The organism is Pseudomonas sp. F3-2 (genome assembly GCF_038804275.1).
Classification (GTDB): Bacteria; Pseudomonadota; Gammaproteobacteria; order Pseudomonadales; family Pseudomonadaceae; genus Aquipseudomonas.
Map to the genome: position 1 here is coordinate 4,679,830 of NZ_CP152388.1, position 15,306 is coordinate 4,695,135.

The 15,306-nt window shown below is 62.0% G+C and carries 13 protein-coding genes; 1 reads left to right on the plus strand and 12 read right to left on the minus strand.

Annotated features, from left to right (window positions below; genetic code table 11):
* Positions 1–16: 16 nt before the first annotated feature.
* From AAGQ88_RS21030 to AAGQ88_RS21085, 12 genes are all read right to left on the minus strand, one after another.
* Positions 17–580, minus strand: coding sequence for a hypothetical protein (locus AAGQ88_RS21030; protein ID WP_342653458.1), 564 nt, complete (start codon positions 578–580; stop codon positions 17–19).
* A 25-nt stretch (positions 581–605) separates the two neighbouring features.
* Positions 606–1,337 (minus strand): TetR family transcriptional regulator, encoded by a 732-nt coding sequence (locus tag AAGQ88_RS21035; RefSeq protein WP_342653459.1) that lies wholly within the window; start codon positions 1,335–1,337, stop codon positions 606–608.
* A gap of 242 nt (positions 1,338–1,579) precedes the next feature.
* The gene (gene lysS, locus AAGQ88_RS21040; RefSeq protein ID WP_285422402.1) at positions 1,580–3,082 is read right to left on the minus strand and encodes a lysine--tRNA ligase; all 1,503 of its coding nucleotides are present in this window, start codon (positions 3,080–3,082) and stop codon (positions 1,580–1,582) included.
* 105 nt (positions 3,083–3,187) lie between these two features.
* Positions 3,188–4,283, minus strand: a protein-coding gene (prfB, locus tag AAGQ88_RS21045) for a peptide chain release factor 2 (protein WP_143070291.1) whose coding sequence is annotated in 2 segments (ribosomal slippage) — positions 3,188–4,210 and positions 4,212–4,283 — 1,095 coding nt in all. Because the reading frame shifts where the segments join, the coding sequence is not laid out codon by codon here.
* Positions 4,284–4,399: 116 nt separating this feature from the next.
* Complete coding sequence (locus AAGQ88_RS21050) at positions 4,400–5,404, minus strand: PleD family two-component system response regulator (RefSeq protein ID WP_285422403.1); 1,005 nt, start codon at positions 5,402–5,404, stop codon at positions 4,400–4,402.
* A gap of 45 nt (positions 5,405–5,449) precedes the next feature.
* Positions 5,450–6,460 (minus strand): chemotaxis response regulator protein-glutamate methylesterase, encoded by a 1,011-nt coding sequence (locus AAGQ88_RS21055; protein ID WP_342653460.1) that lies wholly within the window; start codon positions 6,458–6,460, stop codon positions 5,450–5,452.
* On the minus strand, positions 6,457–8,814 hold the full coding sequence (locus AAGQ88_RS21060; RefSeq protein WP_342653461.1) for a hybrid sensor histidine kinase/response regulator: 2,358 nt from the start codon (positions 8,812–8,814) through the stop codon (positions 6,457–6,459). Before AAGQ88_RS21060 ends, AAGQ88_RS21055 begins: the two co-directional genes overlap by 4 nt.
* Positions 8,811–9,494 (minus strand): chemotaxis protein CheW, encoded by a 684-nt coding sequence (locus tag AAGQ88_RS21065; protein WP_342653462.1) that lies wholly within the window; start codon positions 9,492–9,494, stop codon positions 8,811–8,813. The genes AAGQ88_RS21060 and AAGQ88_RS21065 overlap by 4 nt, the downstream gene beginning before the upstream one ends.
* Entirely contained in the window at positions 9,491–10,789 is a 1,299-nt protein-coding gene (locus tag AAGQ88_RS21070; protein WP_342653463.1) for a CheR family methyltransferase, read from the minus strand. Before AAGQ88_RS21070 ends, AAGQ88_RS21065 begins: the two co-directional genes overlap by 4 nt.
* On the minus strand, positions 10,786–11,322 hold the full coding sequence (locus AAGQ88_RS21075) for a chemotaxis protein CheW (RefSeq protein ID WP_342653464.1): 537 nt from the start codon (positions 11,320–11,322) through the stop codon (positions 10,786–10,788). The genes AAGQ88_RS21070 and AAGQ88_RS21075 overlap by 4 nt, the downstream gene beginning before the upstream one ends.
* Before the next feature lie 9 nt (positions 11,323–11,331).
* On the minus strand, positions 11,332–12,954 hold the full coding sequence (locus AAGQ88_RS21080; protein ID WP_342653465.1) for a methyl-accepting chemotaxis protein: 1,623 nt from the start codon (positions 12,952–12,954) through the stop codon (positions 11,332–11,334).
* Positions 12,955–13,289: 335 nt separating this feature from the next.
* Positions 13,290–14,006: a tellurite resistance TerB family protein gene (locus AAGQ88_RS21085; RefSeq protein WP_342653466.1), complete on the minus strand. Its 717-nt coding sequence runs from the start codon at positions 14,004–14,006 to the stop codon at positions 13,290–13,292.
* 178 nt (positions 14,007–14,184) lie between these two features.
* Here AAGQ88_RS21085 and AAGQ88_RS21090 point away from each other — a divergent pair, with 178 nt between their 5' ends.
* Positions 14,185–15,099: a LysR substrate-binding domain-containing protein gene (locus tag AAGQ88_RS21090; protein WP_093463181.1), complete on the plus strand. Its 915-nt coding sequence runs from the start codon at positions 14,185–14,187 to the stop codon at positions 15,097–15,099.
* Positions 15,100–15,306: the final 207 nt, after the last annotated feature.

A 15,306-nucleotide genomic window follows, 5' to 3' on the forward strand; every position in this document is an offset into this window, starting at 1 on the left:
CTTTTTTACCGGTGCGCTATTTGGTCATGCGCTGATATTGCGCGGCCTTGAGGAAGACATCGGAGTTGGCGGTGTCATCCAGATAGGCAAATACTTTGTCCATGGACGTGCTGATCAGCACGCCGTCACCTTTCTCGGTTTCAATGGCCTGGCCCTCGAAAACCTTCTGCTCGACCAGTTGCTGCATGCGCTCCAGGTCCAGGTCATACACCACCAGTTCGTCGGCGGCATTATCGTTGTCGTTGTCGACCAGGTCGAAACCACCGATCACGTAGTTGGAGCCGTACTTTTCAGGCAACCGGCCGCAGATGTACCAGCGACCGCCGTGACGCGACACGGTGAAGGTGTACTCGTCCCGATTCTTGCGGTCGCCCTTGCGGTAACTGACCGCTTTGTACTGATTGACGCCCGCGCGGCTGATCTCCAGCTCCAGCGGCTCGCCCCAGGCATTTTTGCTGGTCCAGGTGCCGAGCAGCTTGGGCGGCGCGACTTCGCTGGATGGAACCGGATCCTTGAAAGTCACCAGGCATCCGCTCAACAGCGCGAACGACAAGGCGAGCAACACGCTCCAGACTTTCATCGGGTTCTCCTTGAATGAAGCGTTTTCAGGCGGCCGACGGCTTCGCGGTGCCCAGAACCAGATGCATCTGGCGAGTAAGAATAGCGAGCATTTCTTCATCTGCGTCGGGCTGAGGCCCGTTAAGCAAACCCTGATATTCCATCCGCCCGATAAGCCCCGTCAACACTTGGGCATCCAGTTGCGGTTGAGTCGAGCCCATGACCTCGAGAAACTGGGCGCTGCCTTGCAACAGAATCTGCTGATGCGCGCCCACCAGCGGCGCCAGACGCGGGTTGATGAGGGCTTCGAGACGAAACGCATGCTCAGCGATCAATTGATCGCGGCGGGTCAGCAGTTGATGACGCACGTACTCCATGGTCATGCGGGCGATCTCATCCGCCAGCCGGGCGCGGGCCTCGGCGCTGCCGTCATTGCGCGCGACCATTTCGCGCAACAGGGTTTCGGTGTTGGTCCACAGCTTGGCCATGTAGGCGGCGCTGCGCTCGACGTATTGGGCGAAGGCATCGGTGAGCAAGTCATCGATATCCTTGAAATAGTAGGTGGTGGCCGAGAGCGGCACTTGCGCCTCGGCCGCCACGGCGCGATGGCGTACCGCACGCACGCCTTCGCGAATGAGGATGCGCATGGCGGCATCGAGGATCTGCTGCCGGCGCTGTTCGCTGCCCTGTCGACTTGCCTTGCGGCCCTGATACTGAACACTCTGCGCGACTGCCGTGGCAAGACCAGCGGCTCCCTTGTGAGCGATCGTACGATTCACAACAGGTTTTCCTCTTTGAATGACTAGCAGGCGCGGAGCCTGTAGGAGCGTGGCTTGTCCCGCGATCGGCGGGGAACCCGTCGTAAACCCTGAGCACACGGTTTTCCTGATACACCGCATTCGCCGGTTTTGCGACGACTGCGTCGCCGATCGCGGGACAAGCCACGCTCCTACCGTTGGCCTGCGTGACTGTAATAGACAAAAAAAAAGCCGCCCTGCTCAGGCGGCTTGTTTTACAACGCTCAGGCTTGCGGCCGCATGTGCGGGAACAGGATGACGTCGCGGATCGATGGCGAGTTGGTCAGCAGCATGACCAGACGGTCGATACCGATGCCCTCGCCCGCTGTCGGCGGCATGCCGTACTCCAGCGCACGGACGAAGTCAGCGTCGTAATGCATGGCTTCGTCGTCGCCCGCGTCCTTGTCGGCCACCTGCGCCATGAAACGCTCGGCCTGGTCTTCCGCGTCGTTGAGCTCGGAGTAGGCGTTGGCGATTTCACGACCACCGATGAACAGCTCGAAGCGGTCGGTGACGCTCGGGTTTTCATCGTTGCGGCGCGCCAGCGGCGACACTTCGAACGGGTACTGAGTGATGAAGTGCGGCTGCTCCAGCTTGTGCTCGACCAGTTCTTCGAAAATCATCACCTGCAATTTGCCCAGGCCTTCGAAACCCAGCACCTTGGCGCCGGCTTTCTTGGCGATCGCGCGGGCCTTGTCGATGTCGTTCAGGTCGTCAGCGGTCAGGTCCGGGTTGTACTTGAGGATCGAATCGAACACCGACAGGCGCGCAAACGGCTCGCCGAAGTGGAACACCTTGTCGCCATAAGGAACGTCGGTGGTGCCCAGCACCAGCTGCGCCAGTTCGCGGAACAGCTCCTCGGTCAGGTCCATGTTGTCTTCGTAATCGGCGTAGGCCTGATAGAACTCCAACATGGTGAATTCCGGGTTGTGCCGGGTCGAGACGCCTTCGTTACGGAAGTTGCGGTTGATCTCGAAAACCTTTTCAAACCCGCCGACAACCAGACGCTTGAGGTACAGCTCAGGCGCGATCCGCAGGAACATGGCCATGTCCAGCGCGTTGTGGTGAGTCTCGAACGGCTTGGCCGCCGCACCGCCAGGAATGGTCTGCAGCATCGGCGTTTCGACTTCCAGGAAGTCGCGCTTCATCAGGAAGCTGCGGATGTGAGCGATGACCTGCGAGCGCACGCGAAAGGTCTCGCGCACTTCTTCATTGACCATCAGGTCGACGTAGCGCTGACGATAGCGCTGCTCGGTGTCGGTCAGGCCGTGGTGCTTGTCGGGCAATGGACGCAGCGATTTGGTCAGCAGACGAACGCTGGTCATCTCGACGTAAAGATCGCCTTTGCCGGAACGTGCCAGCGTACCTTCGGCAGCGATGATGTCGCCCAGGTCCCAGGTCTTGACGGCTGCCAGGGTTTCCTCGGGCAGCGTCTTGCGGTTGACGTAGACCTGAATGCGACCGGTCATGTCCTGGATCACCATGAACGAGCCACGGTTGAGCATGATGCGACCGGCAACCTTGACCGGGATCGCCGCCTCAGCCAGCTCTTCCTTGGTCTTGTCCGCGTATTGCTTCTGCAGGTCGTTGCAGTAGCTGTCGCGGCGGAAGTCGTTCGGGAAGGCCTGACCCTTGGCGCGCTCGGCAGCAAGCTTTTCCTTGCGCAGGGCGATCAGGGTGTTTTCTTCCTGTTGCTGGGCTTGCGGGTCGAGTTGTTGGTCGCTCATGTCTTTAGATTTTCCATCACAGGTTCGTTGCTTCTTGCCACGGGCAAGGGATCGCGGGGCGGCCGCGTGTAGAAACGCGCCGCGCCCGCAACAGTGGTGTCGCGATTACAGCCCCTGCTTGAGGCTCGCTTCCAGGTAACCGTCGAGGTCGCCGTCGAGCACCTTGTTGCAGTCGCTGCGCTCAACGCCGGTACGCAGGTCCTTGATGCGCGAGTCATCGAGGACGTACGAGCGGATCTGGTGACCCCAGCCGATGTCCGACTTGGTGTCTTCCAGCGCCTGGGACGCCGCGTTGCGCTTCTGCATTTCCAGCTCGTACAACTTGGCCCGCAGCATTTTCATGGCGGTGTCCTTGTTCGCGTGCTGGGAGCGCTCGTTCTGGCAGCTGACCACGGTGTTGGTCGGCACGTGGGTGATACGCACCGCCGAGTCGGTGGTGTTGACGTGCTGACCACCGGCACCGGACGAACGATAGGTATCGATGCGCAGGTCCGACGGGTTGATGTCGATCTCGATGCGGTCATCGATCTCGGGGGAAACGAACACCGCCGAGAACGAGGTATGACGACGGGCGCCGGAGTCGAACGGGCTCTTGCGCACCAGACGGTGCACGCCGATCTCCGTGCGCAGCCAGCCGAAGGCGTACTCGCCCTTGATGTGCACGGTGGCGCCTTTGATGCCGGCGACTTCGCCTTCGGACAGCTCCATGATGGTGGCATCGAAGCCACGCTTGTCGGCCCAGCGCAGGTACATGCGCAGCAGGATGTTGGCCCAGTCCTGCGCTTCGGTGCCGCCGGAACCGGCCTGGATGTCCAGGTAGGCGTTGTTTGGGTCCATCTCGCCGCTGAACATGCGGCGGAATTCGAGCTTGGCGAGGGATTCTTCGAGACCTTCGAGCAGCTCGACGACGTCGTTGACAGTGCCTTCGTCGTTTTCTTCGACGGCCATGTCCAGCAGTTCTTTGGCGTCAGCCAGACCGGAACTCATTTCGTCGAGGGTCTCGACGATCTGCGCCAGCGTCGAACGCTCGCGGCCCAGCGCCTGAGCGTATTCGGGCTTGTTCCAGACGTTGGGGTCTTCCAGCTCGCGGTTGACTTCGGTCAGGCGATCACTTTTGTGATCGTAGTCAAAGATACCCCCGAATGGACTGGGAGCGCTCGGACAGGTCCTTGATGGTGTTCAGGATCGGATTGATTTCCATGGTCGACAGGACTCGCAGGCGAAATTTTCAAAGCCGACGAGTATACCCCAGCCGCCCTTGGGATGGCAGTCCGTTGGGCAGGGGTTGCAGGGGTTGTCTGGCACTCGACGCGTCTTTTACCCCACCGCCACCTGATTACGCCCGTTGTGTTTGGCCGCATACAGTCCCTGGTCGGCGCTCTGGATCAACTGGCGGCTGTGGCTGCCGACCTGCGGAACGACGGTGGACAGGCCGATGCTCACAGTCAGGGTCGAGCCCTGAGTGGGTGCGTTGTGCGGGATGTTCATGGCGGCGACGGTCTGGCGCAGTTTTTCGGCCAGCAGCCGCGCGCCGCCCGGCGAGGTGTTCGGCAAGACCAGCGCGAACTCTTCGCCACCGTAGCGTGCAGGCAGGTCCGAGGGCCGGCTGCAACTGGCGCGGATGGCCTTGGCGACCTGACGCAGCGCTTCGTCGCCTTCCAGGTGACCGAAGCTGTCGTTGTACATTTTGAAGTAGTCGACATCGATCATCATCAGCGACAGCTGCGTCTGCTCGCGCGTTGCCCGGCGCCATTCCAGCTCAAGGTATTCATCGAAGTGGCGACGGTTCGACAGGCCGGTCAGGCCATCGGAGTTCATCAGCCGTTGCAGGACGAGGTTGGTGTCCAGCAGCTGCTGCTGACTGACGCGCAACGCGCGATAGGCTTCGTCTCGCTGCAACAGGGTCATGTAGGAGCGCGAATGATAGCGGATACGCGCCACCAGCTCGATGTTGTCCGGCAGCTTGACCAGGTAATCGTTGGCCCCGGCAGCAAAGGCCGCGCTCTTGATGAGCGGATCTTCCTTGGTCGACAGCACGATGATCGGGATGTCGCGGGTGGCAGGATTGTTGCGGTATTCGCGCACCAGCGTCAGGCCGTCGAGACCGGGCATGACCAGGTCCTGCAGAATGACCGTCGGCTTGATCTGGATCGCCTGGGCGATGGCCTGATGCGGATCGGCGCAAAAATGGAAGTCGATGTTTTCTTCGTGCGCCAGCCCACGCCGGACTGCCTCGCCGATCATTGCCTGATCGTCGACCAGCAACACCATGGCAGCGTTTTCGTCCGTGGCGTTTATCTCGTCCAGCTGCAAATCATGCATTCAGGGTCTCCTGGTCACAGGCGGGCTGTGAAATCACCTGGAAATTCATTGGGTGAAAACCTCTTTCAAGCGAGGCGCAATCGTGTCCAGCGAGCGAATCTCCATGGCTGCATCGATGGCCGCTGCCGCTTTGGGCATGCCGTACACCGCGCAACTTTGCTGGTTCTGGGCGATGGTCAGAAAACCCCGCTGACGCATCAGCTTGAGCCCCTGGGCACCGTCACGTCCCATGCCAGTCAACAGAACGCCCACTGCGTCACCGTTCCAATAGCTGGCCACACTCTCGAAGAACACATCGATCGAGGGCCTGTAAATCTCGTTCACCGGCTCGGCGGTATAGGCCAGCGTGCCGTTCTTCAACAGACGAATATGGTGGTTGGTACCGGCCAGCAATACGGTTCCACCTTGCGGCGGCTCGCCATCGCGAGCCAGCCTGACGGCAAGCCCCGAAGAGCTGCTCAACCACTGCGCCATGCCGGCCGCGAACACCTGATCCACATGCTGCACCAGCACGATGGCCGCCGGAAAGTCTTTCGGCAGGCCCTTGAGCAGCACTTCCAGCGCCGCCGGCCCGCCCGCCGACGATCCGATCGCGATCAGGCCCTGACGCTGCGCGGATGCACTCAACGGGGGCGGCGCCTGACGCACGCGACTGTCACGCTGGCCAATGAGCCAGCCTATATTAAGTATCTTGCGTAACAAAGGTGCGGCCGCATCCTTCGGGTCACCGGCACCGATCGCGGGCGTGTCCACCACGTCCAGCGCGCCATGCCCCATGGCCTCGAAAACCCGGTGAACATTCTGCTCGCGGTCCACGGTCACGATCACGATCGCGCATGGCGTTGCCGCCATGATACGTCGAGTTGCCTCTACGCCGTCCATGACCGGCATGATCAGATCCATCAGGATCAGGTCCGGGGTCAGTTCGGCGCAACGCTCGACCGCCTCTGCCCCGTTACTGGCGACCCACACAATCTGATGCGCCGGCTCGAAAGCCAGCGCCCGACGCAACGCCTCGACGGCCATGGGCATGTCGTTGACGATGGCGATTTTCATCCCTGCGCATCTCCTATCAACTCAACGACGGCGTCGAGCAGCGCATCGTCGTGGAAACTGGCCTTGGCCAGATAATAGTCGGCGCCGGCATCCAGTCCTCGGCGTCGATCTTCTTCTCGATCCTTGTACGACACCACCATCACCGGCAATGACTGCAACCGGCTGTCACGCCGCAGCAACGTCACCAATTCGATACCGTCCATGCGCGGCATGTCGATGTCAGTGATCAGCAGGTCGAAATCTTCGGCACGCAGCGCGTTCCAGCCGTCCATCCCATCCACGGCGACGGCGACTTCATAGCCGCGCCCCAGCAGCAGCTTGCGCTCCAACTCACGCACGGTCAGCGAATCGTCGACCACCAGCACACGCTTGCGCGCCTGGCTGTCGGCCTGACGATTGCGCCGGTCGATGCGCTCGAGGCGTCCGGTATTGAGCAGTTTTTCCACGGAGCGCAGCATGTCTTCGACATCGATGATGAGCACCGCCGACCCGTCGTCCAGCAGCGCGCCGGCGGAGATATCCTGCACCTTGCCCAGACGAGGATCCAGCGGCAACACCACCAGCGTGCGCTCACCGATGAAACGCTCAACGGCCACGCCATAGACCGCGTCGCGCTCGCGGATCACCACCACTTTAAGCACGTCTTCGCTGTGCTGAGCGGCTGGCCGGTTGAGCAACTGACTGGCCGCGACCAGCCCTACATGGCGCTCTTCATGCCAGAAATGCTGACGGCCTTCCAGTTGCACGATCTCGTCGGCCTGCACGTCACGCATGCGCTCGATGTGTGCAAGCGGAAAGGCGTAGGCTTCGCCGCCCACTTCAACCACCAGACTGCGCACCACCGACAGCGTCAGCGGCACTTCAAGATGGAAGCGGCTGCCTTCCCCTGCCCGCTGATCGAGCTCCACGCCACCGCGCAACTGACGAACCATATGTTGCACGGCGTCCAGACCGACGCCACGTCCCGAAACTTCGGTCACCTTGTCGCGCATGCTGAAGCCGGGCAGGAACAGGAAGCTCAGCAGTTCTTCCTCGCTCAACTGCGCTGCGGTTTCGGCCGGCGACAACTTGCGCTCGATGATGCTGCGACGCAGCCGCTCCAGATCGACACCGGCGCCATCGTCGATCAGCTCGACGACAAGCAGACCGGCCTGATGCGAGGCCTTGAGCTGGATCAGGCCCTCGGCGGGCTTGCCGCTGGCAATACGCTGTTCGGGCAATTCGATGCCGTGATCCACGGCGTTGCGCAGCAAATGGGTGAGTGGCGCTTCGAGCTTTTCCAGGACATCGCGATCGACCTGAGTCTTCTCGCCTTCGATCTGCAGCCGCACCTGCTTGCCCAGCGAGCGGCCCAGATCACGGACCATCCGCGCTTGCCCGGTCAGCACGTCGGCAAACGGACGCATGCGGCACGCCAGCGCGGTGTCGTAGAGCAATTGCGCGCGCTGTGACGCCTGCCAGCCGAATTCGTCGAGGTCGGCGGTTTGCTGAATGAGCAGATGCTGCGCTTCGCTGAGCATGCGCCGCGCTTCGTCCAGCGCCTTCTGCGCGTCCGGATCGACGTTGGCGTCGAGCAGCGCTTCGAGATTGTCCAGCGCCCGGCTCGCCCCGCTCTGCGACCGTTTGACCCGCTGCATGGCGGTCAGATAAGGCTTGAGCCGCTGGGTCTCGACCAATGACTTGCTCGACAGGTCCAGCAGGTTATTCAAGCGTTCCGCAGTCACTCGCAGGACGCGCTCGCCACCCTCGGCGACGCGGCGCTCGTTGCGCCGCTCCGCCTTCGGTGATGATTCGACTTCGGCTTCAGCCGGGGTCATCGGTGCAACGGGCGCGGCGGGCGGCTCGACCGGTGCCGGCCCATGCGCGGACTGCACCGAGGACACCAGCGACTGGGCATTGGCCAGCAGCAGGTCTTCCATCGACGGCGCAGGCGCCGGGGCAATGGCGGGCTTGCTGACCGCGCCGGGATCGACCAGCGCGTTCATCAGCGCCACATAGCCCTCGACATCGGCCTGGCCGACGCTGCTTTCGCCCGGCGTGGCGATGCGCATGAGCATATCGGTGCCCATCAGCAAGGCGTCGATGTGTTCGGCCTGCAGATGCAGACGGCCTTCCTGGGCGCCGACCAGACAATCTTCCATGACGTGGGAAACGCTGACGCCCGCATCGACACCGACAATACGTGCCGCGCCTTTGAGCGAGTGGGCAGCGCGCATGCAGGCTTCCAGCTGATCGGCCTGAGTCGGGTCGCGTTCGAGTGCCAGCAGGCCTGCGCTGAGCACTTGGGTCTGCGCCTCGGCTTCCAGCGTGAACAGTTCGAACAACGAGGCATCGCGCATCTGATCGGGCGTCATGTCAGGCTCCGGTTCACTGCCGACAACAGTTGTTCTTCGTCCAGCAGGCGCAGGCTGCGGTTTTTCCACTGCACCACGCCACGGGTGAATCGTGCATTGCCGTTGTGCGCCGGCGCCGATGCCGAATCCAGAAGACGGGCCTCGATCGCATGAATGCCATCGACCTCATCGACCGGCACCACCACGGGCCCGCCCTCGGCGGAGACGGTCAGCATGCGCGGCATGATCCGCGCGTTGACGGCGGGCGCGATGGACGCATCCAGCCCCAGCAGTTCGACGAACGACAGGCACGCCACCAGCGCGCCACGCACATTGGCAACGCCGAGCAAGGCGCGCGAGCGTTGATGCGGCAGCGAGTGGATCGCTTGCACCGGAGACACTTCGACCAGGCAACGCGTCGGCAGGCCGAGCCACTCCTCGCCCAGCCGGAAGACCACGATGGAGCGGGTCTTGACGTCGCTTGCCAGCTCCTCGCTGTGCATCGACACCCGTTGCTCCTGCGCCAGCGCGTAGCGGTCCAGCAGGCGCGTGGCGGCCGCCGAATACACCGAGCAGTTGCGGCAGTGAATATGCTCCACCAGCAGCGGGCAGGACCGGTCGCCATGAATGCCGATGCGGTTCCAGCAGTCGTCGATGGCCTGTGCGTCGTCGCTGACCAGCTCTGTGTGTACGCCGCTCATCGATTGTGTCCTTCTTTATTCACGCCCCGCGCGGCGCGTTCCTGCAAGCGACGCGCCCCGGCGCTGTCACCCTGAGCGGCCAGCAGCGCGGCCAGTTGCGCCAATGCTTCGGGGTGCTGCGGCTGCATGTACAGCGCTTTGCGGTAGAAACGCTGGGCTGCGGCCGCCTCGCCGGTCACTTCACTGAGCAGGCCTTGCCAGTAAAACACCGCCGCAATGGGCTCATGACGCCTGAGGTACTGCTCGCAAGCGGCTTTGGCTTCGGCGGTGCGGCCTTCATTGGCCAGCGCCGCAATGCTGCCCAGCAAGGCTGCGGCCTCGCTGTTCCCTGGCGACTGAACGTCAGCGGGTCGGGCGGGCGACAACGGCGCGAATGGCTTGAGGGTGCTCTGACTGCGCGCGGCAGGCATGACAGGTCTGGCAACGCGCGCAGGCGGTTCCACCGGCAGCGGCGGTCGTGCAGGCGCGGCAACGATGGCCAGCGGTTCGGGGCTCGCGTCATCGCGGCGTCGGAACGCAAACGACTGCGCGATACCGATCGACACCATGCCCATGCGCCCCAACAGGCTGCCCTCGGCAGGACCGATAAACAGCACGCCGTCGTCGCGGGTCATGCACTTGAGCGCTTCAAAACCCTGGCGCTGGGTGTCGACATCGAAGTAGATCAGCAGGTTGCGGCAGAACACGAAATCGTATGCCGACTGTGCCACCAGCAAGGTCGGATCCAGCAGATTGCCGGGCTGAAACACCACTTGTTCGCGCACCCGGTCCTGCAGACGGAAGCCGTCCTCGACCGGATCGAAATAGCGCTCGCGAAAGGTCAGCCGCTCACCACGAAATGAATTTTTGCCATACACGCCTCGACGCGCACGCTGGATCGAAAGCGGGCTGATGTCGATGGCTTCGACCTTGAACTGCGCCGCCTGCAAACCGGCGTCGAACAAGGCCATGGCGATGGAATAAGGCTCCTCGCCCGTCGAACACGGCAGGCTCAGGATGCGCAGCGGCCGGACGCCGCCGAGCTGTTCCAGACGCGCACTGGCGAGTTTGCCCAGGGTGGCGAAGGATTCCGGATACCGGAAAAACCAGGTCTCCGGGACAATCACCGCTTCGATCAGCGCCTGTTGTTCGTCGGGCGAGCGCTGCAACAGTTGCCAGTAAGCGTCATGGCCGTCGAGCCGGGAAGTGGTGCATCGCTGGCGCACGGCGCGCTCGATGATGGCCTCGCCCACCGACGCCACGTCCAGCCCGATGCGATCCTTGAGGAACGCGAAGAAGCGCGCGTCGCTGCTCATGGCGCGTCCTCAAATGGTTCGAGGCTCAGGGGCGTTTCGGGAAACAGCAATTCGCGCACCGCATCGCTGAGCAGATCATCCACGCGAATCCACTGCAGCAAGCCGAGCTCATCTTCGCGAACCGGCCCAAGATACGGCGCCTGACGATTGTCCAGGCCGTAGTGCTTGAACTCGTCCGGGGCGCAACGCAAAGTATCGGTCGCCTGTTCGAGAATCAGCCCGAGCCACTGCGGTGCACGTTCGGCATGCGCTCGGTAGTGCACCAGCACCAGTCGGGTACTGGTGCGCGACTGCGCTGCGTGCCCGAACGTCAGTGCACTCAGGTCAATCACCGGCACCACCGCGCCACGGTGGGCGAACACGCCGGCCACCCAGTGCGGCGCATGAGCGATGGGCTTGAGCACCAGACGCGGCAGCACTTCGGCGACGGCCGTGGCCTCCAGCGCATAGCGTTCCGCGCCGATGCGAAACAGCAGGAACAGCTTGTTTTTCGGCACGACCACGGCGCTGCGTTTGGCTGAATGCTCGATCATGGCCCGGACTCAGACCTTGAAACGCGACACGCCGCTGCGCAGCCCGACCGCCACCTGGCTCAGCTCGTCGATGGCAAAGCTGGCCTGACGCAGCGACTCGACCGTCTGGCTGCTGGCATCTCCCAGCTGCACCAGCGCCTGATTGATCTGTTCGGCGCCAGTGGCCTGCGCCTGCATGCCTTCATTGACCATCAACACGCGCGGCGCCAGGGCCTGGACCTGATGAATGATCTGCGAGAGCTGCTCGCCCACCTGCGTCACTTCGAACATGCCGCGACGCACTTCTTCGGAAAACTTGTCCATGCCCATCACACCTGCCGACACCGCCGACTGGATCTCGCGAACCATCTGTTCGATGTCGTAGGTGGCAACGGCCGTCTGGTCAGCCAGACGCCGCACTTCGGTAGCGACCACGGCAAAACCACGGCCGTATTCGCCGGCTTTTTCAGCCTCGATCGCAGCGTTGAGCGACAGCAGGTTGGTCTGGTCGGCCACCTTGACGATGGTCACCACCACCTGATTGATGTTGCCGGCTTTCTCGTTGAGGATCGCCAGCTTGGAATTCACCAGATCGGCCGCGCCCATGACCGAATGCATGGTCTCTTCCATGCGCGCCAGGCCTTGCTGGCCGGAGCCGGCGAGAATGGATGCCTGATCGGCAGCCGATGTCACCTCGGTCATGGTGCGCACCAGATCACGCGAGGTCGCGGCAATCTCACGGGAGGTCGCGCCGATTTCCGTGGTGGTCGCCGCGGTCTCGGTGGCGGTCGCCTGCTGCTGCTTTGATGTGGCGGCGATTTCAGTGACCGAGGTCGTGACCTGCACCGACGAACGCTGCGCCTGCGAAACCAGCGCGGCCAGTTCGGTGACCATATCGTTGAAACCGGTCTGCACCGAGCCGAATTCGTCATTGCGATCCAGCGTCAGACGGCTGCTCAGATCGCCGGTGCGCATGGTTTCGAGAATCCGCACGATGCGGTTCATCGGCGCCAGAATCGTGCGCATCAGCAGCAGGCCACAGGCAACAGCGGCCAGAATGGCGACCACGAGGGAGATCCCCATGCTGATTTTCGCGGTCAGAACGGCAGACGAGATATTGGCGGTCGCCTGATCGGCCACGGCCTTGTTGGCAACGATGAGGTCATTGAGTTGCTTGCGGCCCTGAAGCCAGATCGGATTGACCTGTCCATAGAATACGGTGCGGGCGGTGGCGTAATCGCCGGACTGATACGCCTTGAGCACGTCGCTCAACAGCCGCGCATACGTTTCTCGCTGTTTCTCGAAGACCCCGAAGTTGTTGCGATCGGTGTCGTCGAAGATGGTCTTCTTGTAGCCGTCGATCTGGCTTTGCAGGCGGTTTTCGAAGTCGATGTACTGATCTTGCTCGGCGCGGGTCAACTCACGCGCTTTGCCTTCACCGATCAATTCGAGCGTGCGGATATAACTTTCACCCCAGGCGCTGCGCACCAACGTACTGAAATAGACCCCCGGCAATGCATCTTCGCCAACCGCCTCTTCACTGTTCTGGATCGAGAGCAGCCGGGTGTATGACACGACCACCATCAGCAGCATGATGGCGATGATTACAGCGAAGCTCGCCAAGATACGTTGACGCAATGTCCAGTTCTTCACAGTCAGCCCTCAAGAGTTCAACACCGGCAAAACCGGGTTCAAGAAGCGGACCGACGAACGGCCCAAAGCGAGCGGAGTATAGCCTAGTGACCTACCAATTAACTGGGCTGTTTCCGACATAGATAACGCAAAAACGCACAGATATTAGGGAAATATCTGACAGGCTATCGGCGTGTGGGGAAATTGCTTGATGGCAATGAGAAAGGCATTACCCGAAGTGCTTGCACAGGTTGCGATCGCGCTGGGCCAGCCGGTCTCCGGAAGGACAACCGGCATTTGTCCGGATCCGGCTGCGACCCCGCGCTCTTGCTGCAACGGCGCTTGATAGATGCGAATTACTGCGCCTGGCGCACCTGAGCTTCCAGCTTGGTCTTTAGTTCAGGCGCGAGTTTCAATTGTTTGGCCAACTCATCCAGATAAGCGCGCTCCATGAAGTGCTCTTCGTCGACCATCATGACGCTGGCCAGGTACATCTCGGCAGCGATTTCTGGCGTGCGCGCGGACCGGGCGACGTCGACCGGATCCAGAGGCTTGTTCAACTCGGCGTGCAGCCAATGCTGCAATTCGCTGTCACCGGTGATGCGGGTGAACTCGCCTTCGATGAGCTCGCGTTCGCGCTCGTCCACATGCCCGTCGGCCTTGGCCGCCGCGACGAGGGCTCGCAGAATCGCCTCACTGTGCTGCTCGACCTGCGCGGGCGGAACGCGGTCGACTGTCTGCGGCGCAGCAGACTGGGCCACGCCCTGACTGGCCTGCCAGTTGCCATACGCCTTGTAGGCCAGTACGCCCAACGCCGCCAGACCACCGTAAGTCAACGCCTTGCCGCCGATCTTGCGAGCGCTTTTGTTGCCCAGCAACAAACCCATCGCACCGGCTGCCAGCGCGCCGCCACCGGCCCCGGAAAGCAATCCGCCCAGATTGCCGCCGCCCACTTTACCCAACAGGTCGCCAACACCCCCTTGCGCGCCTTTGCCCTGCACACCGGCCGCCTTGTTCTGCAGCAGGTCCTGACCGGATTTCAACAGTTGATCGAGCAAGCCTCGCGTGTTCATGAATCCACCTCGGTAGATGAGACAAAAAGAATCAGCTCGCAGAGTAAGAGGAAGTCGGCCACGCCTGAGCACCCGCTGTGCTTCTGAATGTTGCAACGAGTCTCTCAGCCGCTAGTCGTCCATCGGGAAAAACGATATACAGTGCCGAACACCTGAAAAAACGAATGAGCTGATCGCCATGATGACGCTGCGCCAGATTCGTCACTTCATCGCCGTTGCGGAAACCGGCTCGATCTCGGCCGCAGCGCAGGCGGTGTTCATTTCTCAATCGACGCTGACCCTGGCGATCCAGCAACTGGAAGAAGACATCGGCGTCAGCCTGTTCAGCCGACACGCAAAAGGCATGACCCTGACCCATCAGGGGCATCAGTTTCTGCGTCAGGCGCATCTGATCCTCGCGACGGTGGAGAACGCCAAACGCAGCCTGCAACACAGCGCCGATCAAGTGGCCGGGCAATTGGTCATCGGCGTCACCAGCCTGGTCGCCGGCTACTATCTGGCGGACCTGCTGACGCGCTTTCAGCGGGCGTACCCCAACGTCGACCTGCGCGTGATGGAGGACGAACGCCCCTACATCGAGCATTTGCTGGTCAGTGGTGAAATCGACGTCGGCGTGCTGATTCTGTCCAATCTGGAAGACCGCCACGCATTGCAGACCGAGGTGCTGACCCATTCGCCCCATCGCCTGTGGCTGCCCGCTCAGCATCCGCTGCTGGAGCACGACAACATCAACCTTGCCGACGTCGCCCGCGAGCCGCTCATTCAGCTGAACGTGGATGAAATGGGCGTGAACGCACAGCGAATATGGTCCCGCGCCGGACTTCAGCCAAATGTCAGTCTGCGCACGGCTTCCACCGAGGCCGTTCGCAGTCTGGTGGCCGCCGGCCTCGGCGTCTCGATTCAGCCGGACATGACCTATCGTCCGTGGTCGCTGGAGGGCGACATCATTGAAGCCCGACCCATCGCCGACCTGACGCAGACGCTGGACGTGGGCCTGGCATGGCGGCGTGGCACGGCGCGCCCGTCACTGGTCGACCCATTCCTCAGCGTGGCACGTGAACAGCCGCATCCGGGACGCAGGCCATCTATTTAATCGAACGCTGCATTCAGTATTTAGAATTTGTCGCGCTCTCGATGCGGCACTAGTCTCTGAAGCTTGGGAAGGGAGTTGTTTCCGGGTTTTGCGGCGCGCCACGGCGGGTGATCATCAGCTGATAGAGACAGCGCGGCAGATACAGCTTTTTTGAATGAATTCGCTCCACAAGGCTCAGCGTTGTGCCCGACATCAGCAGGCTGGATT